This window comes from Methylacidimicrobium sp. AP8, assembly GCF_903064525.1.
Lineage (GTDB): Bacteria > Verrucomicrobiota > Verrucomicrobiia > Methylacidiphilales > Methylacidiphilaceae > Methylacidimicrobium.
The window spans coordinates 1,504,508-1,530,998 of sequence record NZ_LR797830.1; the positions used below are offsets into that span (position 1 = coordinate 1,504,508).

General features: G+C 65.6%; 25 protein-coding genes, 1 tRNA gene and 3 pseudogenes. 14 read left to right on the forward strand and 15 right to left on the reverse strand.

From position 1 onward, the window contains the following. The first annotated feature begins 38 nt into the window (after positions 1-38). From ftsH to MTHMO_RS07050, 5 genes and pseudogenes are all read left to right on the forward strand, one after another. Complete coding sequence (ftsH, locus tag MTHMO_RS07030; RefSeq protein ID WP_370568275.1) at positions 39-1,973, forward strand: ATP-dependent zinc metalloprotease FtsH; 1,935 nt, start codon at positions 39-41, stop codon at positions 1,971-1,973. Between the two features lie 891 nt (positions 1,974-2,864). After that, positions 2,865-3,128: a hypothetical protein gene (locus tag MTHMO_RS07035; RefSeq protein WP_202214152.1), complete on the forward strand. Its 264-nt coding sequence runs from the start codon at positions 2,865-2,867 to the stop codon at positions 3,126-3,128. A 37-nt stretch (positions 3,129-3,165) separates the two neighbouring features. Further along, positions 3,166-3,504: pseudogene (gene trxA, locus MTHMO_RS07040) on the forward strand (thioredoxin); the annotation flags it as partial. Positions 3,505-3,602: 98 nt separating this feature from the next. After that, positions 3,603-3,679: transfer RNA gene (locus MTHMO_RS07045), tRNA-Met, on the forward strand. 148 nt (positions 3,680-3,827) lie between these two features. After that, positions 3,828-5,216 carry a dihydrolipoyl dehydrogenase gene (locus tag MTHMO_RS07050; RefSeq protein ID WP_202214154.1) on the forward strand — a complete coding sequence of 463 codons (1,389 nt, stop codon included), beginning with the start codon at positions 3,828-3,830 and terminating at the stop codon, positions 5,214-5,216. Positions 5,217-5,255: 39 nt separating this feature from the next. On the opposite strand, the gene MTHMO_RS07055 is transcribed toward MTHMO_RS07050, so the two are convergent. Both MTHMO_RS07055 and MTHMO_RS07060 read right to left on the reverse strand, forming a co-directional pair. After that, positions 5,256-6,224, reverse strand: coding sequence for a hypothetical protein (locus MTHMO_RS07055; protein ID WP_202214155.1), 969 nt, complete (start codon positions 6,222-6,224; stop codon positions 5,256-5,258). A gap of 167 nt (positions 6,225-6,391) precedes the next feature. Further along, positions 6,392-7,345 carry a PDZ domain-containing protein gene (locus MTHMO_RS07060; RefSeq protein WP_202214156.1) on the reverse strand — a complete coding sequence of 318 codons (954 nt, stop codon included), beginning with the start codon at positions 7,343-7,345 and terminating at the stop codon, positions 6,392-6,394. A 233-nt stretch (positions 7,346-7,578) separates the two neighbouring features. On the opposite strand from MTHMO_RS07060, the gene MTHMO_RS07065 reads away from it, so the two are divergent. From MTHMO_RS07065 to MTHMO_RS10965, 3 genes are all read left to right on the forward strand, one after another. Continuing rightward, positions 7,579-8,361, forward strand: coding sequence for a class I SAM-dependent methyltransferase (locus MTHMO_RS07065; protein WP_202214157.1), 783 nt, complete (start codon positions 7,579-7,581; stop codon positions 8,359-8,361). A gap of 127 nt (positions 8,362-8,488) precedes the next feature. Then, the gene (locus tag MTHMO_RS07070) at positions 8,489-10,168 is read left to right on the forward strand and encodes a TonB-dependent receptor plug domain-containing protein (RefSeq protein WP_237394816.1); all 1,680 of its coding nucleotides are present in this window, start codon (positions 8,489-8,491) and stop codon (positions 10,166-10,168) included. Between the two features lie 32 nt (positions 10,169-10,200). Continuing rightward, positions 10,201-10,974 carry a hypothetical protein gene (locus MTHMO_RS10965; protein WP_237394817.1) on the forward strand — a complete coding sequence of 258 codons (774 nt, stop codon included), beginning with the start codon at positions 10,201-10,203 and terminating at the stop codon, positions 10,972-10,974. Here MTHMO_RS10965 and MTHMO_RS11140 read toward each other — a convergent pair. The 5 genes and pseudogenes from MTHMO_RS11140 to MTHMO_RS07095 all read right to left on the reverse strand — a co-directional run bounded on the left by MTHMO_RS11140 (position 10,971) and on the right by MTHMO_RS07095 (position 14,972). Next, on the reverse strand, positions 10,971-11,201 hold the full coding sequence (locus MTHMO_RS11140; protein WP_202214158.1) for a dienelactone hydrolase family protein: 231 nt from the start codon (positions 11,199-11,201) through the stop codon (positions 10,971-10,973). The two genes, MTHMO_RS10965 and MTHMO_RS11140, sit on opposite strands and share 4 nt — an antisense overlap. A 49-nt stretch (positions 11,202-11,250) precedes the next feature. Further along, positions 11,251-11,676: pseudogene (locus tag MTHMO_RS11250) on the reverse strand (dienelactone hydrolase family protein); the annotation flags it as partial. A gap of 38 nt (positions 11,677-11,714) precedes the next feature. Continuing rightward, positions 11,715-12,515: a class I SAM-dependent methyltransferase gene (locus MTHMO_RS07085; protein WP_202214159.1), complete on the reverse strand. Its 801-nt coding sequence runs from the start codon at positions 12,513-12,515 to the stop codon at positions 11,715-11,717. Between the two features lie 127 nt (positions 12,516-12,642). Next, positions 12,643-13,626, reverse strand: a complete 984-nt coding sequence (locus MTHMO_RS07090; protein ID WP_202214160.1) for an NAD-dependent epimerase/dehydratase family protein — start codon at positions 13,624-13,626, stop codon at positions 12,643-12,645. Positions 13,627-13,685: 59 nt separating this feature from the next. Next, the gene (locus MTHMO_RS07095; RefSeq protein WP_237394818.1) at positions 13,686-14,972 is read right to left on the reverse strand and encodes a WcaI family glycosyltransferase; all 1,287 of its coding nucleotides are present in this window, start codon (positions 14,970-14,972) and stop codon (positions 13,686-13,688) included. A gap of 766 nt (positions 14,973-15,738) precedes the next feature. Between MTHMO_RS07095 and MTHMO_RS07100 the strand changes: the two genes are divergently transcribed. From MTHMO_RS07100 to MTHMO_RS07115, 4 genes are all read left to right on the forward strand, one after another. After that, complete coding sequence (locus tag MTHMO_RS07100) at positions 15,739-16,005, forward strand: hypothetical protein (RefSeq protein ID WP_202214161.1); 267 nt, start codon at positions 15,739-15,741, stop codon at positions 16,003-16,005. 288 nt (positions 16,006-16,293) lie between these two features. Continuing rightward, entirely contained in the window at positions 16,294-16,602 is a 309-nt protein-coding gene (locus tag MTHMO_RS07105) for a hypothetical protein (protein WP_202214933.1), read from the forward strand. A gap of 288 nt (positions 16,603-16,890) precedes the next feature. Next, positions 16,891-17,220 carry a hypothetical protein gene (locus MTHMO_RS10975; RefSeq protein WP_237394819.1) on the forward strand — a complete coding sequence of 110 codons (330 nt, stop codon included), beginning with the start codon at positions 16,891-16,893 and terminating at the stop codon, positions 17,218-17,220. Positions 17,221-17,507: 287 nt separating this feature from the next. Continuing rightward, on the forward strand, positions 17,508-17,900 hold the full coding sequence (locus MTHMO_RS07115) for a hypothetical protein (protein WP_202214934.1): 393 nt from the start codon (positions 17,508-17,510) through the stop codon (positions 17,898-17,900). An 843-nt stretch (positions 17,901-18,743) separates the two neighbouring features. On the opposite strand, the gene MTHMO_RS07120 is transcribed toward MTHMO_RS07115, so the two are convergent. The 3 genes and pseudogenes from MTHMO_RS07120 to MTHMO_RS07130 form a co-directional block, all read right to left on the reverse strand. After that, complete coding sequence (locus MTHMO_RS07120) at positions 18,744-20,363, reverse strand: IS1634 family transposase (protein WP_202214162.1); 1,620 nt, start codon at positions 20,361-20,363, stop codon at positions 18,744-18,746. A 113-nt stretch (positions 20,364-20,476) separates the two neighbouring features. Then, positions 20,477-21,718 (reverse strand): transposase, encoded by a 1,242-nt coding sequence (locus MTHMO_RS07125; protein ID WP_202214163.1) that lies wholly within the window; start codon positions 21,716-21,718, stop codon positions 20,477-20,479. Positions 21,719-21,746: 28 nt separating this feature from the next. Then, a pseudogene (locus MTHMO_RS07130) lies at positions 21,747-22,308 on the reverse strand (IS607 family transposase). A gap of 204 nt (positions 22,309-22,512) precedes the next feature. On the opposite strand from MTHMO_RS07130, the gene MTHMO_RS07135 reads away from it, so the two are divergent. Further along, the gene (locus MTHMO_RS07135; RefSeq protein ID WP_202214164.1) at positions 22,513-22,785 is read left to right on the forward strand and encodes an AbrB/MazE/SpoVT family DNA-binding domain-containing protein; all 273 of its coding nucleotides are present in this window, start codon (positions 22,513-22,515) and stop codon (positions 22,783-22,785) included. Further along, a complete protein-coding gene (locus tag MTHMO_RS07140; protein ID WP_202214165.1) occupies positions 22,782-23,207 on the forward strand; it encodes a PIN domain-containing protein in 426 nt (141 codons plus the stop codon). The genes MTHMO_RS07135 and MTHMO_RS07140 overlap by 4 nt, the downstream gene beginning before the upstream one ends. 64 nt (positions 23,208-23,271) lie before the next feature. On the opposite strand, the gene MTHMO_RS07145 is transcribed toward MTHMO_RS07140, so the two are convergent. The 5 genes from MTHMO_RS07145 to MTHMO_RS10990 all read right to left on the reverse strand — a co-directional run bounded on the left by MTHMO_RS07145 (position 23,272) and on the right by MTHMO_RS10990 (position 26,283). Continuing rightward, positions 23,272-24,003: an FkbM family methyltransferase gene (locus MTHMO_RS07145; RefSeq protein ID WP_237394820.1), complete on the reverse strand. Its 732-nt coding sequence runs from the start codon at positions 24,001-24,003 to the stop codon at positions 23,272-23,274. A gap of 69 nt (positions 24,004-24,072) precedes the next feature. After that, positions 24,073-24,486, reverse strand: coding sequence for a hypothetical protein (locus MTHMO_RS10980; protein ID WP_237394821.1), 414 nt, complete (start codon positions 24,484-24,486; stop codon positions 24,073-24,075). A 30-nt stretch (positions 24,487-24,516) separates the two neighbouring features. After that, positions 24,517-25,725: a transposase gene (locus MTHMO_RS07150; RefSeq protein WP_237394822.1), complete on the reverse strand. Its 1,209-nt coding sequence runs from the start codon at positions 25,723-25,725 to the stop codon at positions 24,517-24,519. Continuing rightward, entirely contained in the window at positions 25,718-26,077 is a 360-nt protein-coding gene (locus MTHMO_RS10985; RefSeq protein ID WP_237394823.1) for a recombinase family protein, read from the reverse strand. Before MTHMO_RS10985 ends, MTHMO_RS07150 begins: the two co-directional genes overlap by 8 nt. Next, positions 26,065-26,283, reverse strand: coding sequence for a hypothetical protein (locus MTHMO_RS10990; protein ID WP_237394824.1), 219 nt, complete (start codon positions 26,281-26,283; stop codon positions 26,065-26,067). Before MTHMO_RS10990 ends, MTHMO_RS10985 begins: the two co-directional genes overlap by 13 nt. Between the last annotated feature and the right edge of the window lie 208 nt (positions 26,284-26,491).

The window sequence follows — 26,491 nt, forward strand, 5'->3', positions numbered from 1 at the left end:
GACAATCGGTCTTCGGGACGGAAAGCTTCTTTATATTGATGATGAGGATCCCCCCCTCGGCGGGAAAGCCGCTTCCTCCCCGCAAGGACGGCCCGGATAAGAAGCAGCCGGAGAGCTTCTTGGGCGCTCCCTGGCAGATTCTCATCCAAGTCTTGGTCGCCCTCCTGCTCGTCTGGCTCTGGCAGGAGAGCCTCCAGCGGGCGACGGTCACGACGATTCCCTACAGCACCTTCCTCGACAAGCTCGCCAAGAAGGAAATCCTCGAGTGCACCATCACCCCCGACGAGATCCTCGGAAAGATGGCCGTTCCCGGCACGGCGAAGCCGGGAGAAAGGGCCAAGCCTGCGCCGAAGACGGCCCTCTTCCGGACGGTCCGGGTTGAGGATCCCAACCTGGTCGCCGAGCTGCAGAGCGCCGGCACCGTCTATGCCAGCGTCCGGCCGAGCCTCCTCTCGCAGCTGATCTTTTCCTGGATCCTTCCCATCGGCATCTTTTTCTTGATCTGGGTGGGCCTGAGCCGCTGGATGACGCGCGGAACGGGCTACTCCCTCCTTAACATAGGCAAGAGCCGCGCCCGGCTCGTCGCCGAGGAGGGCACCGGCGTCACCTTCGCCGATGTCGCCGGATGCGAGGAAGCGAAGGTCGAGCTGCAAGAAGTCGTCGATTTCCTCCGGAGCCCCGGCCGGTACCGGGCGCTCGGCGCCAAGATCCCCAAGGGGGTACTGCTCATCGGCCCTCCGGGCACCGGCAAAACCCTTCTGGCCCGCGCGGTCGCCGGAGAGGCGCACGTGCCCTTCTTTTCCCTCAGCGGGAGCGAGTTCGTCGAGATGTTCGTGGGCGTGGGCGCCTCCCGGGTGCGCGACCTCTTTGCGCAAGCGAAGGGGCGGGCACCCTGCATCATCTTCATCGACGAGATCGATGCGATCGGACGCCAGCGGGGGATGCGGATCGCCATGGGACACGACGAACAGGAGCAGACGCTCAACCAGCTTTTGGTGGAGATGGACGGCTTCGATCCGAACGAGGGGATCATCCTTCTGGCCGCCACCAACCGTCCCGACATCCTCGACCGGGCCCTCCTGCGCCCGGGGCGCTTCGACCGGCACGTCGTGGTCGATCTCCCGGACGCCCAGGGCCGGGAGGCGATCCTCGCGGTCCACGCCCGCGGAAAGCCCCTGGCGCCGACGGTGAACCTCTCCGAAATCGCGCATGCCACCTCCGGATTCTCGGGCGCCGATCTGGCCAACGTGATGAACGAGGCGGCCCTTCTGGCCGCCCGGCGGAAGGCGCAGCAAATCGAGCAGTCCGATCTTCTCGAGGCCTTGGAGAAGGTGGTCGCGGGCCCCGAACGCCGCAGCCTGCGCCTCGCGGAAGCCGAAAAGCGGCGGGTCGCCTACCATGAGGTCGGCCACGCCCTGGTGGCCGCCTTCACTCCGGGGGCGGATCCGGTCCGCAAGGTCAGCATTATCCCCCGCGGCCGAGGGGCCTTGGGCTACACCCTCCAGCTCCCTCCTGCCCAGCAGTACCTCATGACCCGCACCCAGCTGCTCGCCAAGATCCGGTGCGCCATGGGAGGGAGGGCGGCCGAAGAAGTGGTGTACGGGGAGGTGAGCACCGGCGCCGAAAACGACCTGGAGGTGGCGACCACCCTGGCGCGCCAAATGGTCTGCCTCTACGGCATGAGCGAGTCGGTCGGCTTGGCCCACCTGATTCCGAGCCGCCCCGGGATGCCGGAGATGCCGGGGGTCAACGGTCGCGTCGAATATAGCGGAGAGACCGCGCGGCTGGTCGACCAGGAAGTCCGGCGCCTGCTGGAGACCGCCTACCGGGAAGCCAAGGCGATTCTCCAAGAGGAGCGCCCGACGCTGGAGGCGGTGACCGCCGAGCTCCTTCGGAAGGAGACGCTGGACGCCGCGGAGTTCTTCGCCTTTCTGCCCGACTCTGCAAAGAAATCCTTAACCACTCCTCCATAGCATCTTAGCAGGCATTTTTCATTTCCGATTGACCTGCTTGCCGACTCTCCCTTATCTTTCCGGACCGGATGAGTGCCCTTCCGCCAGAGTCCGACGCGGGTCAGGTTCCCCCGTTCCCGGGGAATCCACAGGCTTGGCCCCCGCCGGAGGAGGAAGCGGCTCGGCACGAGAACGGCGGACCGCAGCCTTCCGCGGAATCGACGCCGGCGCCGACCTCCCCCTGGCCTCCGCCGTTTTTCCTCCGCCCGAATCCTCCCGGCCCGCAGGCTGAGCGTCCTCAGCCGGCACCGCCTCCGCCGGGCACCCGTCCGTCCTCCTATCCGCCGGTGGATCGGGCGGCTCCGCCGCAGAACGGCGGGAACGGCCATCCGCCCCCCTGGAAGCTTTCTTCCCCGACCCGGGAGGGGCATGCGCAATCGTGGCGGCGCCCCGTGCCCGTCGCCTCTCCGGTTCCTCCGCATCCGGGACCCGCCCGGCAGCCGGGGGCCTACTCCCCGCCGCCGCAACCCGGACCCCAGCTTCCTCCCCCAGGTTCCTGCCCCGCAAGCGTTCCGGCCCTCTCCGGCGCAGGAGCGCCCGGCACCGGCGCCGCAGGCCTACGCGCCCCCGCCGCCGCCATACCCGCCGCCCGTCCCGCGGCCGAGCGCCTATCCCCTCCTCCCGCGCCCGTGCATGCGGCGGTCCCGCCGCCTCCCGAGCGCCCGGCATCCCCGCCTCCGCCCTATCCGGCACACCCCGCGCATCCGGCGCCCGCCCGGCAGCCGGGGCCTACTCCCCGCCGCCGCAACCCGGACCCCAACCCCTTCGCAGGCCGCGGCGCCCCTGCACCCGAATCACCGCTCCGCACCGGCGCAAGGAGCGTCCGCCGCTCATCCCAACGGAACCCAGCCCGTGAGCCCCCCTTCTCCAAGCCGGGGTTCGATCGCCTCTGCTAGGGGCTCGGAGCCTCCGCCCTACGCGGTGCGGCCGCCCGCGCGCACGGGGGAGAAGTCCGCCACGACCCGCGAACGCGCAAAACCGAAAACCCCGGACCTGGAAGAGGCGGGCGGCGGGTCCAAAGGGAGGTTCGGCGACGTTGCGCTCGCGCTGGCCGCCGCGCTGATTAGCACCCTTACCGCGATATATCTTGCCCTCGTCTACGCCGACGTGTTCTAAACCATAAAGCGCCGCCAAGCGGCAGCGAACCCGACTCTGGAGGTTGCATATGACCGGTTCCGTACAAGAAATCACCCAAGCCGATTTTGACCGCGAGGTCCTCCAATCCCCCATTCCCGTCGTTCTCGATTTCTGGGCGGAATGGTGCGGGCCCTGCCGCATGGTGGCACCGGTCATCGACGAGCTCGCCAAGGAGTTCTCCGGAAAGGTGAAGTTCGGCAAGGTCAACGTCGACCAAGAGCAGGAGCTCGCCCGGCGCTTTTCGATCCAGTCGATCCCGACCCTTTTGATCCTGAAAAACGGCGAGGTCAAAGGCCGTCAAGTAGGAGCGGCCTCCAAAAGCCACATCCTTGCCAAGATCCAACAGGCCCTCTAGCCGCCGTTCCCGCCAAGGGCGTCCCAAAGGCGGCTTGAGCTGTTTTTTTTTGCTTGCGGAGCGCCGGCTCCTATCGCAAATTCAGCTGCGCACGACACCGCGGGGTGGAGCAGCCCGGTAGCTCGTCAGGCTCATAACCTGAAGGTCGGAGGTTCAAATCCTCCCCCCGCCACCAATTTCTCCCGCAACCGTCTGCCGGAATTCCCAAGCGTCTCCCGTAGCGGCCGACCTTCCGGGCTTTCTCCAATCGGGTAGACATCACAAGTCCGGGCATGGTAGCTTCGTCGCCGGCGCGGGCTTGCCCGCCCGCCGGAGGAACTGCCATGGCCGTGGAATTCAATGTCGATGTGATGATCCTCGGGGCGGGCGGAGGCGGATATCCGGCCGCCTTTCGTCTGGCCGCCGCCGGGCGGTCGGTCGTCATGGCCGACCCGATCGGGAATCTCGGCGGGGACTGCCTGGCGGAGGGCTGCGTCCCTTCCAAGACCGTCCGGGAGGCCTCCCTCGCCCGCACCTGGCCGGATAAGTATCCCCTCTTCGGCTTGCGGGGGTCGAAGCCGGAGGCCGACTGGCGCGCCGTCCTCGCGCACAAGGACCGGGTCCAATCGCTCCGGTACGCCCAACACCGCAAGCAGATCGAGGAATCGCCGCTGGTCTTCCACAAAGGGACCGGCCGCATCGTCGACGAGCGGACGGTGGAGGTAGCCGCCGAGGGCGGGGAGCTCTACCGCTACCATGCCAAGCACCTGATTCTGGCCACGGGCTCCCGGCCCCATATCCTTCCGATCCCGGGCGCGGAGCTCGCCGTCACCTCCCACCATTTTTTCCGGCTCGGCGCCGATCTCCCCTTTCCGCGCCGGCTGGTGGCGATCGGCGGAGGCTACATCGGCCTGGAAACCGCCTCCATGCTGCAGAACCTCGGCGCCGAAGCCACCGTCCTGGAGGCCACGGGGGAAATCCTCCCCGGGGTCGACCTCGCGATCGCCCGTTTCCTCCACCAGGCCCTCGCCCGGCGGCTCCGCATCCTGGTCCACGCCAAGGTGACGGCGATCGAGCGGGGGGCGGCCGGCGATCTTGTCGTCCGGTACGAGCAGGCGGGGGAGCCGAAGTCGATCGAGGCCGACTGCGTCCTGATGGCGACGGGGCGCGAGCCGGTCCTCCCCGAAGGGTGCTCCCTCCTCGGCCTTCCGACCCAGGGGAAGATCGAGGTCGACGACCGGCTCCGCACCAAGCACGCGCACATCTATGCCCCGGGCGACGTCAACGGCCGGAGCATGCTCTTCCACTCCGCGGTCTACCAGAGCCTGGTCGCGGCCGACGACATCCTCCGCGAGGGGCGCGGCCATCAGGCGATGGACTTCCGGTCGGTCCCCTTCACCGTCTTCACCGAACCCGAGGCCGCCTGGGTCGGGCTCACCGAGGCCGAAGCCGAGCGGGAGGGCCTGGAGACCTTCGGGGCGACCTATCCGTACCGGTCGGATACGCGGGCCCAGATCTTCGACGAGGACGGCTTCCTCAAGCTGCTCTTCGAAAGGAAGACCGGCCGGCTGATCGGCGCGCAGATTGCGGGGATGGACGCCGCGCAGCTGATTGCACCCCTGGCCCTTGCGGTCCGGCAGGGAGCGACCGCGGAAACCCTCAGCTACATGGCGTTCCCGCACCCGATGCTCAGCGAAGGGATCAACCACGCCGCCCGGGCCGTCGGTTTGTGAGGCGATCGAGCCGGGCCGCCGGCTTCCCGCCCCCGCCGCTCAGGGGGAAAAGAGCCGCACCAGCGGCGAAAAGAAGTCCTTGGCGCCGTTCTCCCCCCCAGGGGGTTCGATCTTGGGCCTTTCTTCGAGATCGAGCCGCACCAGCAGCCCTCCGGCCGGCACGATTTCCCGGACCGGAGCCGGATGCTCCTTGTCGATTTCGATCACCGCCTTCCGTTCGATCCGCAAGCCCGAAAGATGCGAGGAGAAGATGGCGGTATCGAAGCGCTCGCCGAAGGGGAAGATCGCCGCGCTGGCGAGCAATCCTTCGATTGTCCGCCGCGTCGCCAAGCCCGCTTCATGGGCGATGAAGAGTCCTCCTTTCGCATCGGTATCGACGAAGAACCGGCCATAGACCCAGGTCTGGGCCGGATGGCTTCCCCGTTCCTTCCAGACGCGCGCGATGTCGGAGAAATGCAGGAGGATCGGGTGGTTCGCAGGGCCGGCCTTCCCCGGCCTCCGGCGACGATCGGCGCTTTCCTCCGGTTCGGCTCTTTCGGCTGCCGACTCCGCTCCCGCCTCTTTCCCGTTGCACTTCCAGAGCGGTTCGGGCGGCGCCGAAAGCCGGAGCCGCGCATAAAAGGACCTTCCCTGCAACATCTCCAGGACCTGGGCCGGCGCGTCCCGCGCGATGGCGAAACGCCTCCCTTCCTGGAGCCCGGGGATCGGAAACTCCGTTTCGCAAATGACGATTTGCACGATGGGCTCTGTCGGCAGGACGGAGAACGACGAGATCTTTTGCAGCACGGTGTAGCTCAAGAGCCGAGGAAAACTGGCGGCAAAGACCCCTTCCCGGACGGGCCCCCAGGCGGTGAACTCGCCGTAGGTCCAAAGATTGCGCGGCCGGTTGCCGAACTTCGCGATTTTTTTGTGGAGCTCGGGGAAGGGCAGCACGGCATCCTGGGCGCCGTGGGCAGGGGCGCCGGAAAGGACCGGCCAGCCGAGCAGCGCGAAGGCGAGCCAGGCCATGGCCGGCCCGCCTCTTCTCTTTCCGCCGGAAGTCCTTCGCGTCCCGTGCATTCGAACCTTTGCGCAGAAGGTTGTATCAAGATTCGGCTAAGAACACATTCCTTTTTCCGGCAGGCCGCCGGCCGCGTCCCGCCCGGGCACCCGCATCCCCCCGCATCCGGCCGGCCCTACCGCTCCGGCCCGTCGAGGAGACTCCCCTTTGACACGGGAGGCAGAGGCACGGTCAAGGAAACCGGGGCGGGATTCCCCGCCCGCGCGACGGCCAGGGTCAGCTCCGTTCTCCCGGCGGCCCTCTCCCGCCGATAGAGGGCCAAAAAGGCCGAGAGCTTCCGGGGGCAAGGCTTCCCGTCCAGGGAAACGATTCGATCCTGCGCCCGGAGACCCGCCTGCTGCCCGGCGCTCCCGGCTTCGACCGCGAGCACGGTCGGAGCCCCCCGGCGCTCAGCCAGGAGCAAGCCGAGCGGGAGCGCCAGCGGCTCGTCGCGGACCCGCCTCCTCCCCTTCCGCCGGTCCTTGCCGGGCGTGCTTCCCCTTTCCGCCGCCTTTCCCGGATGCTGCGGCGCCGCGGCGGGAAGGGAGAAGACCAGCCGCAGATCGGAGCCGTCCAGCCGGTCCAACGCCTCTCGGAAAGCTGCGGCGGAAGTCCAGGCCTCGGTCCCTCCGGCCCCGCCCTTTCCGTTCCCGTTCCGGCCCGTTCCCCGCATCCCGGCGGTGATGCCCATCGGCAGCCCCCCGAGCCGGATGCCCCCGAGCGGCATCGGCAGGCGCCGGGGCGCCTTCCCCGTCCGGTCTTCCCCGTCGGAATCCCGGGCGTCCTTCGGTCTCGCATACAGGCGGTGCAGCCGGGCCTCGGGAGGAACGACGGTCCGTTCGTTGACGGCTAGGGGATAGCGCACGCGGACCTCGGGCCCCCGTTGCACGAGCGGAAAGGCGGCGGAGAGCGGAGGGACGGTTTTGAGCGGAGCGGTTTCCTGGGCCGGAACCGAGGAAACGGTCCACCAGCCGGAAAGGAAGAACGCCGCCATGGCGGCCGCCGCCCGGCGGACGGCACCGCCCGGCAAGCAGGGCCTCTTCTCCGGCCGCCGCATCCGCCATCGCTGCATCCGGCACCTCAAAGGCATCCCCATCGCGACCTCACAACCTAGCCGGCCGGTTGCGCCAAAGAGCAAATCTCTTGCCACGGTCGCTTCGCTCCGGGCAAAACCTTTCTTGCGCGAGACGGATCAAGATGGCCTGTATCGGCCGATCGATGCAACCGCCGCGATCGTCCTTCCCGAAGAGCCGGTTCCGGCTGCTCCCGGCCTTCACCTTTTCCTTGTTCCTTTTCGCGAACGCAGCGGCGCCGGGCAAGCCCGTGGTCTGGGATTCCCCCCGCCTCGCGCGGGAGTACGAACGGAAGAGCGGGGCGCAATACGAAATGGGCATCCGGCTCGTCGCCCTCCTGGGGATTTCCCCGGGCAGCTCCGTTCTCGACCTGGGCTGCGGCACGGGGGAACTCGCCTCCGCCGTCGCCCGGATCGTCGGGCCCCGGGGCAAGGTCCTCGGCATGGATCCTTCCCCCTACCGGATCGCCCTCGCCGAGCGGCGGGCGCGGAAGGGCCTCGCCTTCGCCGTGGGCGGCTCCGAGGATCTCCGCTCCTTGCCTTCTCGATCGTTCGATGTCGTCTACCTCAATTACGTCTTGCACTGGATCGACGACCGGCGCCGGACGCTCCGAGAGATCCACCGGATCCTCAAGCCCGGGGGCAAGCTCGGGATCAGCTTCGAGGACACCAGCCGGCCCTCGGAGATCGATGCGATCATCGAGCGGTCGGCCAAGGAGGCCCTGGGCACGCTTCCTTCCGGCCTCTTCCTGGCCACGGCTCCTTTAGGCCGCGCGCAGCTCGAGGAAATGCTGCGGGAGGCCGGCTTCCGGCTCCTTCGGATCCAGGCCGTCCAATCGGAAGATTGCGCCCGGACGCCCGCGGAGCTGCTCGCCTTTTGGCGGGCGAGCAGCGCAGGGAGGTTCCTCTCGGGCGTCTCCCGGGAGGAGCGCCGGCGGATCGAAGCCCGGATCTCCGAGCGGCTGGCGGCCTTGGCCGGCTCCGAGATCCGCATCACGAGCGAAACGTTTCTCCTCGTGGCCGAGCGAGAGTAAGCCGGCAGACGGCTCGGCTCCGGCCTTCGGAAAAGAAGGCAAGCGCGCGCTAAAAATTGGCAAGCCGCCGTTAGCGGCCGGGCGGAGGGCTCCGCTATTCTCTCCCATCCGCAGTCCCCCAAGGAAGATGGTTCGAAAATACAGCGCCGCCTGCTGGGCCTGCCTCAGCCTCCTGGCCTCCGTGGGCTTCGCGGAAGCTCGGGACTCCGCGTCCGACCTGAGCTCCTCTCCGCCCTATGCCGAACCGACCCGGCTTCCCGAGGTGACGGTCAGCGCCGTCCAGGAACAACCCCCCGCTCCCGCCCGGGAAGCGACCTCGGTCTACGGGCCCGACCTCTCCATTATGGATACTCCCCGCGACGTTCTCCCGGTCTCCCGGGAGGAGCTCGATACCGTGATGGCCCAGCAGGTCAATGACCTGGTCGCCTTCAGCCCCTCGGTCAACCCCACCGAGGCGACGGGAAACGTCGTGAGCGAGCCCGTGGTCCGCGGGCTCCCCGCGACAGCCTTCCGGAACGGGATGCTCGTCGGCTTCTCCAGCGGAGGGAACTGGGGACCGCTCCTCAACATCAACGCCGACGATTCGCTCGACGTCGTCACGGGGCCGGTGAGCATCGTCTTCGGCCCCCAGGAGTTCGCCGGAGGGTATGTCAATGAGGTGACCAAGCAGCCGTTTTTCGACCGCTTCCGGGGCGACGCTTACTACAGCTTGGGGATGTACGACACCAACCTATGGAACATCGATATCGGCGGCCCCGTCGGGAAGGACAAAAAGCTCGCCTACCGCTTCGACTACTTCGGCCAGGAAGGCTATGCGCCTTACAACTATTACGATGGTTCCTACTTGGACCGGGAGTGCGCCTACCTCGCCCTTTCCTGGAAGCCGACCGAGGAGGTTCAGGTCGACTGGAACGGAGAGATCGACCGGAATTCCTTTCTCCCCTACGCCGGGGTCAATCGACCGACCCAGGCCCTGATCGACAGCGGCCTCTACCAGAGCGGACCCTGGATCGGCTACTACACCCCTCCGGCGACCGCGGCGCAGCCCTTCGGCCGGTTTCATCCCGGCCGGGGGACTCCCCCTCCGGGCTCCGGATATGCTGTCGCCTGGGGACCCGAGGTTCCGATCGGCGGCCGCGCCAACCTTTTCGACACCTCGCTCGACTCCTCGCGTCAGCTCTACGCCGTGAGCCAGGCAATCGCCACGATCCGGCTCAATGAGCGGTTGACCCTCGTGAACAACACGCTTTTTGAGTATTTCCAAGCGAACGCCGCCCAGCCGGTCCCCGACCCGACCTGGGTCGTCCTGCCCTACGGGGTCGATCTGGCCGACCGGCTCGAAATCCGCTGGGAACCCGAACAAAAGAGTTCCTGGTTCTCGCAAAGCGTGGACGGCGGCCTCGCCTTCCGCTTTCTGAGCGACGAGGAGTATTCGGGAAGCTGGCACCCGACGAGCAACCAGGCCGACATGAGCAAGCCGATCACGGCAAGCGACGCCTCGCTCCCCGTTCCTTACTCCCTGGCGATCAGTCCCGCCTACGACAACCCGTTCCTCACCGACATCCCGATTCCGGGCTATCCGGGAGAATATTACAACGTCGACAACTTCGCCTCGACCCGGTGCAACTTCCAGGAGATCTCGCCCTTCCTCCAGGACATCCTCCATTTCGGAGAAAAGGCGACTCTCTTCCTCGGAGCCCGGCTTGACGCCTACTTCGTCGACGCCCGCCCCCGTCCGGCACCCCCGCCCTGCTCATCGGCCCCGCCTATGACGCCACCGCGACGAGCGCCCTCCTGCCGCAGCTGACCGCCAGCCCCACCTACCGGATCTTTCCCTGGATGTCCTGGTATGCGACCTACTATTTCGGGCAGACGACCGCCCAGTCGATCTTCGGCTCCTTCGCGCCCGAGTTCACCAGCACCTACTACCATCAGACCCAGACCCTCTACGAAACCGGCCTCAAGTTCTCCCTCCTCCGGGACACCCTCTTCCTCGCCCTCTCGGCCTACGCCCAATCGGGCTTCATCCCGGCCTTCGTCCTCCCCGGAGGCGCCACTCCGACCGTGTCGGCCAACGTCCAAGGAGTCCAACTCGAGGGGAGCTACCGGCCGAGCCGCCGTTTTTGGGCGAACTTCGGCTTCAACTACATGCAAGGATACGAAAACTGGACCAACACCGACGGCGTCGGCCCCACCACCTTCACCCCCTATCCGGCCGACGTGGCCGCGCAGTACGGCCTTCCGGTCAGCCAGATCGTCTCCCTCGCCCCGGGCATCTATCCCTTCATCGGCTTCCCCAAGGAGTACGGCAACCTGATGCTCACCTACAAGACCGACGCGGGCTTCGGTGCCTCCTTCTGGGCGATCGGGCAGGGCGGCCAGTTCCTCTCCTACGACTACGCGGTCCGGGCTCCGGCCTGGTACACCCTGAACGCGAGCCTCTTTTATGCCGCCGAGCACTGGGAGGCGCGGATCTGGCTCTACAACCTCACCGACAACCACTACTGGATCGCCGGGGCGCCGGGCTTTACCCCCGCCCGGACCGCGAACCTCGAATATGCCGCGCTCCAAATGCCCTTTTGGGTCCAGGCCATGATCCGCGTCTCCTTCTAGCGGAGGCGATGGCCGAAAAACTCCAGGAGGAGCAGCCAGGACATCCGCGCCGCCTCGGGCTCGTAGCTGCCCCGATCCTCGCAAAAGAATCCGTGGCCCGCCTCCGAAAAGCTCACCTCGATGAAGCTCTTCCCCGCCGCCCGAAGCGCGTCGGCGGTCGCGCGCGCATCCGCCGGCGGCACGTGCTGGTCGCGCCCTCCCCAGAAAAGCAGAAGCGGCGCCTGCACATCCTTCGCCCGCCCCAGGAGCCCCGGCGCGATCCCCGCCGTAAAAGGAGCAGGCGGCGCGCAGGGGAGCGACCGTGCTGCTCAGAAAGGCGACCCGGCCCCCGAAGCAGAAGCCGACCGCCCCGACCGCTCCGCTCCCGTTGACGCTCAGCCACCGGTAGCCGCCTTGCACGTCGGCGGAAAGCTGCTCGAGGGTAACCTGCCGGAGATGGGCGAGCGCTTGCGGAAAGTCCTCGTAGCTCCCCTCCCACCGCGGAGCGCTCCGGTGGTAGAGATCCGGGGCGAGCGCCAGATAGCCCTCTCCGGCGATCCGCTCGGTGACGTTCCGGATGTGGTGGTTGACCCCGAAGGCCTCCATGAAGACGAGCACACCCGGATAGGCTCCGGGAGCGGAGGGCCGCGCCAGGAAACCCGAAAACCGGCTCCCGTCGGCGGCTTCAAGATCCACCCAATGCGAATCGACTTCGGTTTTCATCGCCGCGCCCTTCCCTTAGGTTTTTCCAAAAGCCGCGCTTAGTCCTTACGCTCGGCGACCAACAGCAGCCGCCGGAATCTTCTCTCGATCCCTCGTGCCGTCCGGAGCTTTTCGAGCTCTCGGCGGATTCTTCCCGTGACTGCCGCCCGGCGCTCGGCGGGAACTAGGGCCAAAAAGTTTCCGAAGCTGCTCGCTTGAAAGAATTCGAGGAGATCGTCCACGCGATCCACAAAGTCGCTGTGGAGGGTAGACTCCACCTCGACGAACGGAAAGCCCGCCGCGAGGACCAGCGCGCGCAGCTCCTCGGCCGAAAGCAGGAAGGGAGAGATCCGCGCGCCCTCCGGAATCCCGCCCATGACCGAAGCGATCGCCTCCCGGATGATCGCAGAAAAGGGATTGGGCTGCTCCTTGTCTCCGGTCGCGATCCCGAGCCTCCCGCCCGGCCGGAGAATCCGGCGGATCTCCCGCAGCGCCTCCTCCTTCCGTTCGATCCAGTGGAAGACGCTGTTGAGGCAGACGGCATCCCACGACCGGTCGGCGAAGCGGGGGAGATCGTCGCTCCCCCCGAGCGCGAAGGAGAGGCCCGGCCGGGCCCGCTTCCGGGCGATCTCGAGGCGAAAGGGGAGCGGGTCGATCCCGAGGACCTCTCCGGAAGGGCCGACCCGCTGCGCCAGATGCTCCGCCAGCCGGCCCGTGCCGCAACCGACGTCGAGCACCCGTTGCCCCGGCCGGATCCCCAAGCGGTCGACCAAGAGCGTCCCGAAGCGGAACTGCGTGTCGCTCAAGCGATCGTAGCTTTCGGCAAGCTCCCGCGTATCCAAGTCGAATTGGGTCGTCATCCCGCCCAATGTATGTACGCCTCCGCGGGCGGCCGGGCGAATGCAAAGGGCCGGATCGGGCCTCCCCGTCGCGGAGGATCGGGGCGGCCGGCCGGCGCCCAAAGGAAATCCCGGGGAGCGCGACGCCCTACCGGGCGGACTTTTTCCTTTCCCGATCCCGCGCCACCTGCTCGGAGATCCAGGCGTAGGTGCGCGCGATCCCCTTTTCCAACGGCTCCGAGGGCGCCCAGCCGAGCTTTTCCCGGATCAGCCGGTTGTCCGAGTTCCTTCCCCGGACTCCCAAGGGGCCGGGAATATTCCGGATCGAAATGCTCTTGCCGGCCACCCGGGCGATCAGCCGGGCCAAGTCGTTGATCCGGATCATCTCCTCGGAGCCGACGTTGACCGGTCCGGGGAAATCCGACCGCATCAGCCGGCGGGTGGCCTCCACGCATTCGTCGATGTAGAGGAAGGAGCGGGTCTGCCGGCCGTCCCCCCAAACCTCGATCTCCCCCCCGTCGGGGACCTCCGCGATCTTCCGGCAGAGGGCGGCCGGAGCCTTCTCCCCCCCCTTCCAGGTCCCCTCCGGCCCGAAGATGTTGTGGTAGCGCGCCACCCGCACCTCCATCCCGTAGTTCCGGGCGAAGGAGAGGTAGAGGCGCTCGCTGAAGAGCTTTTCCCAGCCGTACTCGCTGTCGGGCGCGGCGGGGTAGGCGCTCTCCTCGGCGCAGAGGGGATTCTCGGGGTCTTCCTGGTTGTAGGCCGGATAGATGCAGGCCGAGGAGGAGTAGAAGATCCGCTTGACCCGCCTCCTCCGGCAGGCGTCGAGCATGTTCAGGTTGATGGTCGCCGAATTGTGGAGGATGTCGGCGTCGTGCTCGCCGGTGAACACAAATCCCGCCCCCCCCATGTCGGCCGCAAGCTGGTAGACCTCGTCGAACCCCCGGTCGACCACGAGCCGGCAGAAATCCTGGTCCCGCAGATCCCCCTGCACGAAATCATCGGCCTCGGTCGGGGAGAACTCGGGGAACTTGAGATCGACCCCCCGGACCCAATAGCCCTCTCTCTTGAGCCTCCGAACCAAGTGGCTCCCGATGAACCCTCCCGCTCCGCAAACCAGCGCATCCGGCATAATTCCTCCTTGTCGGCCCGCCTCCGCTCCTCCTCTTCTGCGGCGCAAAGGCCCTCCGGTCAAGCCCGGCGAACTCCGGACCCTTCCCGGGGATCGGGCGCTATCCGGCTCCTTTCCGGGAGGCCAGCTCCGCGAGCGCCCGCTCCATCCGGAAGAGAGCGGCCTCCCGCGACCAGCGGGCCTCGGCATAGCTCCGGCCCGCCGCCCCCATCCGCCGCCGTCGCTCGGGATCCCGCCGGAGGTTCGCAAACCGCCTCGGCCAGCGCCCCGCCGTCCTCCGCCGGGACGCGCACCCCCGCACCCGCTTCCTCGGCCACGCGCGCCACCTCGCTCCCCGGGCTCACCGAGACGACCAGCGGCCTGCCGGCCGCCAAAAGGGTCATCACCTTCGAGGGGAAGACGATATCACCCACCTCGCGCTTCTGGGTGACCAGGCAGAGATCCGCCGCAGCCAGCATCCGATGGAACTCCTCGCGCGGCAGGAGGGGCAAGAACGCCAGATTCGCCAGCCCCAGCGCGCGCGCCCGCTCCTCGAGAGCCGGCCGCGCCGCCCCGTCTCCGACGAGCAGGTAGAGAATTCCGGGATCGTCCACCGTAGCCCGGGCGGCCGCGAGCACGACCTCCAGCCCCTGTTTGACTCCCATGTTGCCCGAGTGGACGACCAGGAAACGACCCTGCCACCCTCTCTCCTCGCGGAAGGCGCCGCCCCCGCCCTCCAAGGGGATGGCAAAGAGGCTCGGATCGGCCCAATCGGGAAGGAGCAGAACCTTATCCGGGGCCAAGCCTTTCCCGAGGATTCGCCGCCGCATCCCCTCGGTCAGGGTGCCTACCCTTCCGGCCCCCGTGTAGGCCGCCTTCTCGATCCCGTAGAGCAAGGAGAGGAACAGCCCCGGCCGGAGCATCCCCAAATCGCGGGCGGCGTCCGGCTGGAGGTCGGCGACGTGGAAGAGATAAGGCGCTCCCCAAAGCCGGGAGAGGAGCCGCGCCGCCAGGCCCAGGGCCAAGGGGGGCGAGGCCACCCAAAGGACCTCCGGCTTCCCGGAGCCGAGGGCCCGCAGCGTCGCCGAGGCGACGAAGCTGGCCTCGTGGAGGATCCGCTTCTTGGCGTCGACCCGCTCGGGCACGTAGAGGGGAGCGCGGAGGATGCGGACTCCGTTCCGCTCTTCGGAAACCAAGCCCCTGCCCCGGTACCCTTCGGCCACCTTCCACCGGGGGTAGTAGGGGAGGCCCGTGACCATCGTCACCTCGTGGCCCCGGCCCGCCAGATATTCGCAGCGGCCGGTGTTGAAGACCGCGATCCCGGTCTCCTCCGGCCAGTAGTTGATGCCCAGGAAAAGAATCCGCATGGCTCGCCGATCCGCCGGCCACGCGGCGGACGCCGGCCGCGACCTCCGGCAGAGGATACAAGCCCCCGCCCCGTTTGACGAGACGTATCGGAAAGCCGGCTCCCGCCCGGACCTCCTCCTGCCGCGGGGGAAGCCGGACCTGCCGGCCGATTCTCGGGGCAGCCGGATCTTTTTTGAACGCCGCCGCCCCATTCCGCGTCTCAACCACCAGAAACCTCGAAGAATCGTTTTCCTCCTCAAACGATTCCCGAAAAGAGCGGCGCGGCGCAAAACCGCGCCGCTTCTTTTTTTCCGCAGGACGACCGCGCACGGCCGCAGCCCGGGGCGGTTGCGGCCTTCCGCGGGCTCCTCCCTTCCTTGGGCGCTACAAATAATAAGGAACGGACCGGCCGCCAACCCTCACCCTCCTCGGCGGCCCAGCCCCCCTTCTCCGGAGCCTTTTCCATTCGTCCGGCAAGCGCTTCGAGCGGGTCGACAAGAGAATGGGCGGCTTGCGGGCCGTCCCCGCGAAGCTGCTGCCGGAGGCTCTCGGAAGGAACGCCGGCAGCCGCGGGGCTGAGCGGACAAAGATTTTTTGAACCTCTCCGCACCGAGCCGCGTCTCAACCGGCAGAAGCTTCCAACGAATCGTTTTCCTCCTCTTGACGATTCCCGGAAGGACGGCGCGGCGCAAAACCGCGCCGTTCTTTTTTCTCTCGAGTCCTTGCGCACGGCGGGCTTTGTTCCGGTTGCCCTCCCCCCCCTTCCGCGCTAAAAAGAAGTAAGACATGGATTGGCCCCAAACCCTCACCCTCCTCGGCGGCCTAGCCGCCATCCTGTTCAGCCTCTTCCATCAGTTCGACAAGCGCTTCGAACAGGTGGACAAGCGCTTCGAGCAGGTCGATAAGAGAATTGACGACCTTCGCCTCGAAATGGTGCAGCGCTTCGCGCAGGTCGACAAGAGGATCGACGACTTGCGCGCCGATACGACCGGCCGCCTCGATCGGATCGAGCGGCTCCTCGAGCGCCTCCTCAAGCCGGAATTGAAGCCCTGAAGATCCGGCCCGGGCCGCCTCCGCAAAGGTTCTTCTCCCGGGGCCCTTGCGGCGGTACCGGGGCGGCCGTGAGAGAGGCGGGCGCGCGAAGAAATTTTGAACCTCTCCGCACCGAGCCGCGTCTCAACCGGCAGAAGCTTCCAACGAATCGTTTTCCTCCTCTTGACGATTCCCGGAAGGACGGCGCGGCGCAAAACCGCGCCGTTCTTTTTTCTCTCGAGTCCTTGCGCACGGCGGGCTTTGTTCCGGTTGCCCTTCCCCCCCTTCCGCGCTAAAAAGAAGTAAGACATGGATTGGCCCCAAACCCTCACCCTCCTCGGCGGCCTAGCCGCCATCCTGTTCAGCCTCTTCCATCAGTTCGACAAGCGCTTCGAACAGGTGGACAAGCGCTTCGAGCAGGTGGACAAGCGCTTCGAACAGGTGGACAAGCGCTTCGAGCAGGTCGATAAGAGAATTGACGACCTTCGCCTCGAAATGGTGCAGCGCTTCGCGCAGGTCGACAAGAGGATCGACGACTTGCGCGCCGATACGACCGGCCGCCTCGATCGGATCGAGCGGCTCCTCGAGCGCCTCCTCAAGCCGGAATTGAAGCCCTGAAGATCCGGCCCGGGCCGCCTCCGCAAAGGTTCTTCTCCCGGGGCCCTTGCGGCGGTACCGGGGCGGCCGTGAGAGAGGCGGGCGCGCGAAGAAATTTTGAACCTCTCCGCACCGAGCCGCGTCTCAACCGGCAGAAGCTTCCAACGAATCGTTTTCCTCCTCTTGACGATTCCCGGAAGGACGGCGCGGCGCAAAACCGCGCCGTTCTTTTTTCTCTCGAGTCCTTGCGCACGGCGGGCTTTGTTCCGGTTGCCCTCCCCCCCCTTCCGCGCTAAAAAGAAGTAAGACATGGATTGGCCCCAAACCCTCACCCTCCTCGGCGGCCTAGCCGCCATCCTGTTCAGCCTTTTCCATCAGTTCGACAAGCGCTTCGAACAGGTGGACAAGCGCTTCGAACAGGTGGACAAACGCTTCGAACAGGTCGACAAACGCTTCGAACAGGTCGACAAACGCTTCGAACAGGTCGATAAGAGAATTGACGACCTTCGCCTCGAAATGGTGCAGCGCTTCGCGCAGGTCGACAAGAGGATCGACGACTTGCGCGCCGATACGACCGGCCGCCTCGATCGGATCGAGCGGCTCCTCGAGCGCCTCCTCAAGCCGGAATTGAAGCCCTGAAGATCCGGCCCGGGCCGCCTCCGCAAAGGTTCTTCTCCCGGGGCCCTTGCGGCGGTACCGGGGCGGCCGTGAGAGAGGCGGGCGCGCGAAGAAATTTTGAACATCGTCGCCGGCAGCTGCGTTTCAATGGTTAGAAGCCTCGAACGAATCGTTTTCCTCCTCAAACGATTCCCGGAAGGACGGCGCGGCGCAAAACCGCGCCGTTCTTTTTTCTCTCGAGTCCTTGCGCACGGCGGGCTCCGTTCCGGTTGCCCTTCCCCGCCTTCCGCGCTAAAAAGAAGTAAGACATGGATTGGCCCCAAACCCTCACCCTCCTCGGCGGCCTAGCCGCCATCCTGTTCAGCCTTTTCCATCAGTTCGACAAGCGCTTCGAACAGGTCGACAAACGCTTCGAGCAGTTCGACAAGCGCTTCGAACAGGTCGACAAGCGCTTCGAACAGGTGGACAAGCGCTTCGAACAGGTGGACAAGCGCTTCGAACAGGTCGACAAACGCTTCGAACAGGTCGATAAACGCTTCGAGCAGGTCGATAAGAGAATTGACGACCTTCGCCTCGAAATGGTGCAGCGCTTCGCGCAGGTCGACAAGAGGATCGACGACTTGCGCGCCGATACGACCGGCCGCCTCGATCGGATCGAGCGGCTCCTCGAGCGCCTCCTCAAGCCGGAATTGAAGCCCTGAAGATCCGGCCCGGGCCGCCTCCGCAAAGGTTCTTCTCCCGGGGTCCTTGCGGCGGTACCGGGGCGGCCGTGAGAGAGGCGGGCGCGCGAAGAAATTTTGAACATCGTCGCCGGCAGCTGCGTTTCAATGGTTAGAAGCCTCGAACGAATCGTTTTCCTCCTCAAACGATTCCCGGAAGAGCGGCGCGGCGCAAAACTGCGCTGTTCTTTTTTTCCGGAAGCCGCCATCCTTGCGGCGCCGCTCCTCTCACCTCCTTTCGGCCGGCGGGTTCCCTTCCGGTTGCTCCTCGCTCCCTTTTCCGGCGACAAGGAAGCAAGCCCGGGAACGGGCGCAAAACCTCGGCTTGCCCGCTGCGGCGGCTGTCCTCTTCGGCCTTTTCCGTCGGTGCCGCAAGCGCTTCGCGCAGGTCGACAAGAGGATCGACGACTTGCGCGCCGATACGGCCGGCCATCTCGATCGGATCGAGCGGCTCCCCAAGCCGGACGGGAAGCCCCGAGGATCCGGCGCGGGCCGCCTCCGGAGGGATTCCACCCCCGACTCCGCGGAAACCGGCAGCTTCGCAAGGCGGGCGGGGAACGAAACTTTGAACGTCGCCGCCGGAAGCGGCGTCTCACTCATTAGAAGCCTCGAACGAATCGTTTTCCTCCTCTCAACGATTCCCGGAAGAGCGGCGCGGCAAAACCGTGCCGCTCTTTTTTGCAGAGCTTGCCCGGCGAGGAAGGCGCCCCGGTCGACTCTTTCGGCTCGGGGCCCCTTCCCACGCTCCGGGCAAAACGGAACCGAACTTCCGCTGTGTAGTGTCGCAAGTGATTGTAGCAGAACGTTAAGACTTTTTCGTTCTGCCTACATGGCCCATTTGGGCGGGCGAGCAAAGAGGGGGAGCAGGTCGAGCTTTTGGAGCAGTGCGTTGATGTCGGCGGGGATCTTGGAGAAGAACCCGATCAAAGGCCGTCCGTTTGGGGCAAGCCGGATCAAGCGGATCGCCTGAAGGCGGCGGAGCACCTTGGGCACCTCTTCGGTAAACCCTTTGGCCACCCATTCGGTCCTGAGGCGGGCATTCATCCAGAAAGCCAAGAAGCAGATTCTCACGTGGTTGCGGACCCGATCGGGCCGCCAATGATAGACCGGACGGACTTCGAGGTAGCTCTTGAGTTCTGAAAAAGCGGCCTCGACCTCTGCGAGCCGCTTGTAGTGGGTCAGCACCTCCTGAGGAGAAGCCTTGGCGGACGGGAGGTTGGTCTCCAAAAGATACCAGCCGCCCTTCGCCTCTTCTTCTTTGACCCGCTCTTGGTCAAGCTTCCACCAGAACCGGCCCTTGGCGTCGACTCCATACTGAAAGTACTTATGGGCCTGGATCCGCTGGAGCGCCCGGCCGATCCGGCTGCCGAGCTCGACCGGGTCTGCCCCCTTGCGCGTTGCCTTGGCAATCTGGCGCAGCTCTTCCTCTCCTCGGGCGATGCGGCTCTGCCGCCGCTCCCGATCGCGCATCGCGCGCCACTCCCCTCCGGCAACGACGTAGCGAACCCCTTGGTGCTCGATCTCCATCACCCGGGTTCGATCCGTCAGCCAGAGCTGCCGATCTTTGGGAAGTCGCCGAACGATCTCCTGGAGCTTGGTCCCAGTTGATCGGGTCACGTACTCAAGCTCCATGCCGGTGAGCATCTCCAGATTCCACCGGCTCTTCATCCCGCCATCGAAGACGAAGGTAGCCTCTCGGATCCCGAGTCGGCGTCTGAGAGTCACCAAGAGCCCCGTCAGCGTCGTGCTCTCCGCCCGGTTCCCCCGCAGGACCTCCACATGGATCGGGATCCCCCGGGCATCGGTGGCGACCGCAAGAAGCACCTGCCGCCGATCTTGCCGGTGATCCCGGCTGTAGCCGTACTGCGCCAATCCCTCGGGGCCGTCCCCCTCGAAGTAGACACTCGAAAGGTCATAGAGCACCAAGCTCGCTCCCTCTGGTTGGGCTTCCCGGTAAAGCTTCTTCTCGATCCCGCTCCAAACGCCGTTGAGCCCATCCATCGCCCGGTAGAGATCGTCTTCTTCCAGGTCCTTCTCCTCCAGCCCGCATACCTTAGCCAAAAGCGTCCCGCCTGCTTCCTCCCGAAGGGCGAGCTTGGAAGAGGAAAAGAGAATCCGTCCAAAGATCATCGCTTTCAAAAGCCGCCCCTTCCGCTCCGAACCCACCCCGGAAAGAACCTGATCGAGTCCAAATCGCTGCCACGCTTGCTCGAGGACCGCGATTCCTCCGTAATCCAGAGCTTCCTGCCCGTCCAGTCCGTCCAGGGGCACCAGCTTCTTCCCCTGCAGCAGCGCTCGGACCGCCTGCTGGACCTCCACCGGCATCCGGGTCAGATTGGACAGGATCCTCGTCTTGACCTGCTTGCCCACCCGATACGACTCCCGGACAAGAACGGATCGGTAGACTTTGCCCCTCTGGCAAGTGCGCACCTCTTGCACGTACATGCCTACAATATGCCAAGAGCATGATGCTTATGCAAACAAATGTTATTCACATTGTATTCGCATTACACGTCCTACATTATTTTGCGTAAGTCCTTCATCTGCCGAAACAATCCTCAAAATTGTGCGGAAGATGGGTTGACCGCGCCGATCACGGAAGTGTAGGCCGGGTCGACTTCGATCCGTTTGACTCCGGCACGAAAGGAAGCCGCCTTGAGCATGGAGATCGTCTTGGCGTAGGCGAAGGATGAGAGCGAGCGAGCCCGGACGCAATCGACCGCCTCCAGCTCGGCCCTCCGCTTGCGAAGATCCAATCGCTCGATCACGAGCGGCTTGCCCGATTCGGCGCAGGCCCGGGCGATCTGCCGGCACGCATCGCCGATCGCGGCTTTCGCCTGCTCCTCGCTCTTCCCATAGAGATGCAATCCGATCCGGCGCATTTCCACGAGATTCCCGAAGCGATCCGTTTCGGCCAAGGCAAGATGATCCGGGTTGCTGTCAACGCCGATTGCTCCGGCAAGGCGGCGTGTCACCAGGGCAACCGGTTGCGCCTCGACGCTTGCGAACAGCCGCCAGCCCTTCCGGTCCCGCACGAAGCGGTAGCTCACGGCAGCTCCCTCCCGCTTGCGGAAGAGCTTCCCCGTCTTGGTTTGTGCGGTCACGACCCGGCCGGCGGAGAGGGCCTGGAGGATTTCCTCCTGGCCGTAGGCCAAGCGCACGCCCTCGAGCACCAGGTGTTTGCTCGTGCTTCCCCATCCGTACGGCAGCCGCAACCGCAGCCGCAGGCTGCCCTCCGGAGCGACTGCGGCTTGGCAGGACTGGTTGCCCGAGGCCTCGTCCTTCGATCCGAGCACGAAGAACTGGCTGCTCCGCTCTGCCTGCCAATCCTTCTTCCATGCGGCATGGTCCGCATAGCCGTTCTTTTCCCGGGCAAAGTGCTTGCGGAAGAGGCGTCGGGAACCGAAACAGAGCCGGACCCGGCCGGACTCCTGATCGGCCAGAAGCGCCTCGAGCTTCGCCCGCAGGACGGCAAGCCGCCGCTTTTTCTGGTGCACGACATCCGATCCCGGATGCTTCTTCTCCAGCCGGCCGACCGCCTCTTCCGCTTTCTGGATCCGCCATTTGGCTTCCTCTATCAACTCGGGCCGCCTTTCCCGGATCGAGGCGATCTTGCCTTCGAGCTCGACCCGAATGGCGTTGAACTGCCGGGCGGTGAGGCCGAACCGGCGCAGAAACGACCGCTTGAGCTCGTTTATGGGAACGCCCGCCCGCATCCTGGCCAAAAGAGTCCGCTGCGCCCGCCCGTAGAGCGCCGCATAGGCGTCAAGACACGAAGTCTGCTCATGCGTCAACCTCAACCGGGTCTAGTAGGTGAAAACAGGGAGCTTACTCATGGATCGCTTTGAGCGCCTTCTCGGCGCGGTCCTGAGCGGATCGCTTCCCGTAAAGCCTGGCACACATCGAAACGATGACCTCATGCAGGTCGCCCACGATGTCATCAGTCCTGTCGTCCGACTTCACCACCAGGACCGATCGGCTCTGCGCGGCCAATGCCGCTTCCACGTACTCCAAGCCGAAGCGCATCAGCCGGTCGCGATGCTCGACCAGGATGACGCCGATATTCGGATCACGGAGCAGCTCGATCAGGCCCTTCCGATGGCCGTTCATTCCGGAGCCGACCTCCTTGACGGCCTTGACGATCGGCAACCGTTTGCTTGAGCGCAAATTCGGTCAGCCGAGCCAATTGCCGGTCCAGATCCGCTTTCTGATCGGAGCTCGATACCCGTGCGTAAAGGGCGACCCCATTGGGTTGTGAGGGCTCCGCATGCACGATCACCGTTCCGGTCGGCAACTGCTCAGCCGGGACGGGCAAACGCCCTTCCTTCCACATCCGCCAAGCCGTCTTGTAGCAAATGCCCTGCCGCTTGGCCCAGACACTCAACTTCACTCGGACATACTGCCATTAAACTGGCTATGTGTCCATATATTGTTTAGCTGCTGGCAGCCCCTCTTCCGCGATCCTCGCCTGAAGCCGATTTCCCGATTCGATCCGAACCCGTCCCCAAAAACCCGATGCTCCACCTCCGAAGACGGCCTCCCGCATGCGAGACTTGGCAAAGATCCTTATCTTATGGTAAAGCAATTGCCAATCATGAGTACCAGAATCACTTTGGACAAGTTGGGCCGGATCGTGATTCCGAAGCCCGTTCGCGAGGAGCTGCAGCTCTCTCCGGGTGACCAGCTGGAGTTGGAGAAGCTCGACGAGCAGATCCTCCTTCGTCCGTTACGCGGCACAGCGCCGCTGCGGAAAAAGCACGGCATCTGGGTCTTCCGTTCCGGAGAACCGCTCTCCGCCGAGACGGTCGAGAGAACGATCGCGGCGGTACGCCGGGACCGAGACAGCCAGAACCTGGGGACCCATTGAGGGCTCTTTTCGATACATCGGTCCTGATTCCCGTCTTCCTGGAGGATCACGAGCATCACGAACCGAGCCTGCAAGCCTTTCTCGACGCCGAGAAGAGCCTCGACTGCTGCGCAGCGCACAGCCTGGCCGAGGTCTACTCCGTGATGACCCGCTTCCCTGGCCGGCACCGGCTCAGCGGCGAGCAAGTTCTTCTCTTCCTCGCACAGATCCGCGAGCGGCTAACCCTTGTTGCTCTTAGTCCGGAGGAATATTACACGGCCGTCGAGCGGGCCGCCGACGCGGGGATCGTGGGCGGAACGGTCTACGATGGACTGATCGTGCACTGCGCCCGGAAGGCGAAGGCGGAGGCAATCTACACCTGGAACAAGAGGAACTTTGCGCGCTTCGGCCCCGAGATCGAGGCACGCCTCCGGATTCCCTGACGCCGATCCGCGCGCTCTCAGCCGGTCGAAGTTCGGAGATCCGGCCCGATGCGCCTCCGCTCTCTTATCGGGACCGGCGCACGAAGAAGAAATCCCCCTGGATCGCCCTTCCGTCCGGGGCATAAGCAAGGTTGTAGACACCCTCCAGCCGCCACCCCCTCTCCCGCAAGAACGAGACGACCTGGTCCGCAAGCTCCTGGCCTTGGTAGAGTTCGACGAACGACGCCTCGACATAGACGTAAGCAAAACGCTCCAGGAGCCCTTCACAACCGCGCAGGACTTCCGCTTCGAATCCCTGGACGTCGATCTTGAGAAAAGCCGGGCTCTCGATCTCCTTGGCCGAAAGCCACTCCCCCAGGGGACCCACTTCGACGTCCACCCGACCGGCCTCCTCGGTTCCGGGGAAGAACTCGGCCTGGGCACCGATCGGCAAAAGAGAGGAGGAGTCCTCCTTCCGGGAGAGATGGATGGTGCGGCGCTCCCGCTCGGGCGCGATCCCCGCCGGGAAGAGACGGACCCGGGAGTCCCCGGCGAAGAGCTTCCGGAAGCGCCGGCAAGGCTCCGCCAAGGGCTCAAAGGAGTAGATCCGGGCCTCGGGCCAAGCGCGCCGCGCGACAAGCGCAAACTGCCCCCGGTTGGCTCCGACATCGACCAGTGTGGAGCAGGAATGGCACGCTAAAAGCCGCTCATGCTCGATCCCGGCCGCGACCCCGAACCGGAGCCCCCGCCGGTAGAGCGGCTCCTGCAAGAGGGCCGCAAGCTTAATCCCCTTCCGGATCAGCTCCCGGCCCCTCACCGCCGCTCCCCCTTCCCGCTCCCGCGGCCTCCGGCACAATTTCCTCCCATGGTCCTCGGCACGCCGTTCCTAAAACCATAGACAACCATTCCCCCACCAGGGGAGATCGTCCACGACGTCGGCCGAACAGTGCTGCCGGCGGTTCGCGTGCCGGGGTTTCGCCGGCAAAGTCCGGGTAGCGCCCAATGCTCGCGCTTTCGGGGACAGAGGCGCGGGAGGCAAGCGGTTGCCTCCCGACCGGGCATGCGCTGCATGCGCGGCTTTGAGCCCCTTTCGAACGGCCGCCCAGAACGACCATAGATGCTTCGCCCGATTCGTCGCGGGTAGGGCGAAGGTGAGATGGCCGCCATTGCGGGTCGGCACGACCGCCTCCCGCACGGACGGGCGCTCGGATAGGCCCAATCCTCTCCGGGCGACGGCGTAGGCCGCGCCCTGGTGAGAACCGATGCCATGACGGCGCGCGTGGTTGACCGCGCCGATCACGGAAGTGTAGGCCGGGTCGACTTCGATCCGTTAGACTCCGGCACGAAAGGAAGCCGCCTTGAGCATGGAGATCGTCTTGGCGTAGGCGAAGGAAGAGAGCGAGCGAGCCCGGACACCATCGACCGCCTCGAGCTCGGCCCCCCGCTTGCGAAGATCCAATCGCTCGATCACGAGCGGCTTGCCCGATTCGGCGCAGGCCCGGGCGATCTGCCGGCACGCATCGCCGATCGCGGCTTTCGCCTGCTCCTCGCTCTTCCCATAGAGATGCAATCCGATCCGGCGGATTTCCACGAGATTCCCGAAGCGATCCGTTTCGGCCAAGGCAAGATGATCCGGGTTGCTGTCAACGCCGATCGCTCCGGCAAGGCGGCGTGTCACCAGGGCAACCGGTTGCGCCTCGACGCTTGCGAACAGCCGCCAGCCCTTCCGGTCCCGCACGAAGCGGTAGCTCACGGCAGCTCCCTCCCGCTTGCGGAAGAGCTTCCCCGTCTTGGTTTGTGCGGTCACGACCCGGCCGGCGGAGAGGGCCTGGAGGATTTCCTCCTGGCCGTAGGCCAAGCGCACGCCCTCGAGCACCAGGTGTTTGCTCGTGCTTCCCCATCCGTACGGCAGCCGCAACCGCAGCCGCAGGCTGCCGTCCGGAGCGACTGCGGCTTGGCAGGACTGGTTGCCCGAGGCCTCGTCCTTCGATCCGAGCACGAAGAACTGGCTGCTCCGCTCCGCCTGCCAATCCTTCTTCCATGCGGCATGGTCCGCATAGCCGTTCTCTTCCCGGGAAAACTGCTTGCGGAAGAGGCGTCGGGAACCGAAACAGAGCCGGACCCGGCCGGACTCCTGATCGGCCAGAAGCGCCTCGAGCTTCGCCCGCAGGACGGCAAGCCGCCGCTTTTTCTGGTGCACGACATTCGATCCCGGATGCTTCTTCTCCAGCCGGCCGACCGCCTCTTCCGCTTTCCGGATCCGCCATTTGGCTTCCTCGATCAACTCGGGCCGCCTTTCCCGGATCGAGGCGATCTTCCCCCCAAGCTCGACCCGAATGGCGTTGAACTGCCGGGCGGTGAGGCCGAATCGGCGCAGGAACGACCGCTTGAGCTCGTTCAGGGGAACGCCCGCCCGCATCCTGGCGAAAAGAGTCCGCTGCGCCCGCCCGTAGAGCGCCGCATAGGCGTCAAGACACGAAGTCTGCTCATGCGTCAACCTCAACCGGGTCTGGTAGGTGAAAACAGGGAGCTTACTCATGGATCGCTATCAGCGCCTTCTCGGCGCGGTCCTGGGCGGATCGCTTCCCGTAAAGCCTGGCACACATCGAAACGATGACCTCATGCAGGTCGCCCACGATGTCATCAGTCCTGTCGTCCGACTCCACCACCAGGACCGATCGGCTCTGCGCGGCCAATGCCGCTTCCACGTACTCCAAGCCGAAGCGCATCAGCCGGTCGCGATGCTCGACCAGGATGACGCCGATATTGGGATCACGGAGCAGCCCGATCATGCCCTCTTCCGATGGCCGTTCATTCCGGAGCCGACCTCCTTGACGGCCTTGACGATCGGCAACCGTTTGCTTGAGCGCAAATTCGGTCAGCCGAGCCAATTGCCGGTCCAGATCCCCGCTTTTTGATCGGAGCTGGATACCCGTGCGTAAAGGGCGACCCCATTGGGTTGTGAGGGCTCCGCATGCACGATCACCGTTCCGGTCGGCAACTGCTCAGCCGGGACGGGCAAACGCCCTTCCTTCCACATCCGCCAAGCCGTCTTGTAGCAAATGCCCTGCCGCTTGGCCCAGACACTCAACTTCACTCGGACATACTGCCATTACACTTGCTATGTGTCCATATATTGTTTAGCTGCTGGCAACCCTCTTCTCCCGCGCGCCCGCGCGGCCTCCCCGGACTCCGCATCCATGAAGGAACTCTGTCGGGATGTCGAGGGGAGAGTGGGCGCCGGCGGCTCGGCCCCGGATCCCCCGAAGCCGGATTGCCAACCGCCCCGGCTTGCCCGATGCTTG

Excerpts from the sequence above, each read along its gene's own strand:
- ftsH (WP_370568275.1), top strand. The coding sequence starts at position 39 with ATGATGAGGATCCCCCCCTCGGCGGGAAAGCCGCTTCCTCCCCGCAAG.
- MTHMO_RS07050 (WP_202214154.1), top strand. The coding sequence starts at position 3,828 with ATGGCCGTGGAATTCAATGTCGATGTGATGATCCTCGGGGCGGGCGGA.
- MTHMO_RS07055 (WP_202214155.1), bottom strand. The coding sequence starts at position 6,224 with ATGGCCTGGCTCGCCTTCGCGCTGCTCGGCTGGCCGGTCCTTTCCGGC.
- MTHMO_RS07060 (WP_202214156.1), bottom strand. The coding sequence starts at position 7,345 with ATGCCTTTGAGGTGCCGGATGCAGCGATGGCGGATGCGGCGGCCGGAG.
- MTHMO_RS07070 (WP_237394816.1), top strand. The coding sequence starts at position 8,489 with ATGGTTCGAAAATACAGCGCCGCCTGCTGGGCCTGCCTCAGCCTCCTG.
- MTHMO_RS10965 (WP_237394817.1), top strand. The coding sequence starts at position 10,201 with ATGTCCTGGTATGCGACCTACTATTTCGGGCAGACGACCGCCCAGTCG.
- MTHMO_RS07085 (WP_202214159.1), bottom strand. The coding sequence starts at position 12,515 with ATGACGACCCAATTCGACTTGGATACGCGGGAGCTTGCCGAAAGCTAC.
- MTHMO_RS07090 (WP_202214160.1), bottom strand. The coding sequence starts at position 13,626 with ATGCCGGATGCGCTGGTTTGCGGAGCGGGAGGGTTCATCGGGAGCCAC.
- MTHMO_RS07095 (WP_237394818.1), bottom strand. The coding sequence starts at position 14,972 with ATGCGGATTCTTTTCCTGGGCATCAACTACTGGCCGGAGGAGACCGGG.
- MTHMO_RS07100 (WP_202214161.1), top strand. The coding sequence starts at position 15,739 with ATGGATTGGCCCCAAACCCTCACCCTCCTCGGCGGCCTAGCCGCCATC.
- MTHMO_RS07105 (WP_202214933.1), top strand. The coding sequence starts at position 16,294 with ATGGATTGGCCCCAAACCCTCACCCTCCTCGGCGGCCTAGCCGCCATC.
- MTHMO_RS10975 (WP_237394819.1), top strand. The coding sequence starts at position 16,891 with ATGGATTGGCCCCAAACCCTCACCCTCCTCGGCGGCCTAGCCGCCATC.
- MTHMO_RS07115 (WP_202214934.1), top strand. The coding sequence starts at position 17,508 with ATGGATTGGCCCCAAACCCTCACCCTCCTCGGCGGCCTAGCCGCCATC.
- MTHMO_RS07120 (WP_202214162.1), bottom strand. The coding sequence starts at position 20,363 with ATGTACGTGCAAGAGGTGCGCACTTGCCAGAGGGGCAAAGTCTACCGA.
- MTHMO_RS07135 (WP_202214164.1), top strand. The coding sequence starts at position 22,513 with ATGAGTACCAGAATCACTTTGGACAAGTTGGGCCGGATCGTGATTCCG.
- MTHMO_RS07150 (WP_237394822.1), bottom strand. The coding sequence starts at position 25,725 with ATGAGTAAGCTCCCTGTTTTCACCTACCAGACCCGGTTGAGGTTGACG.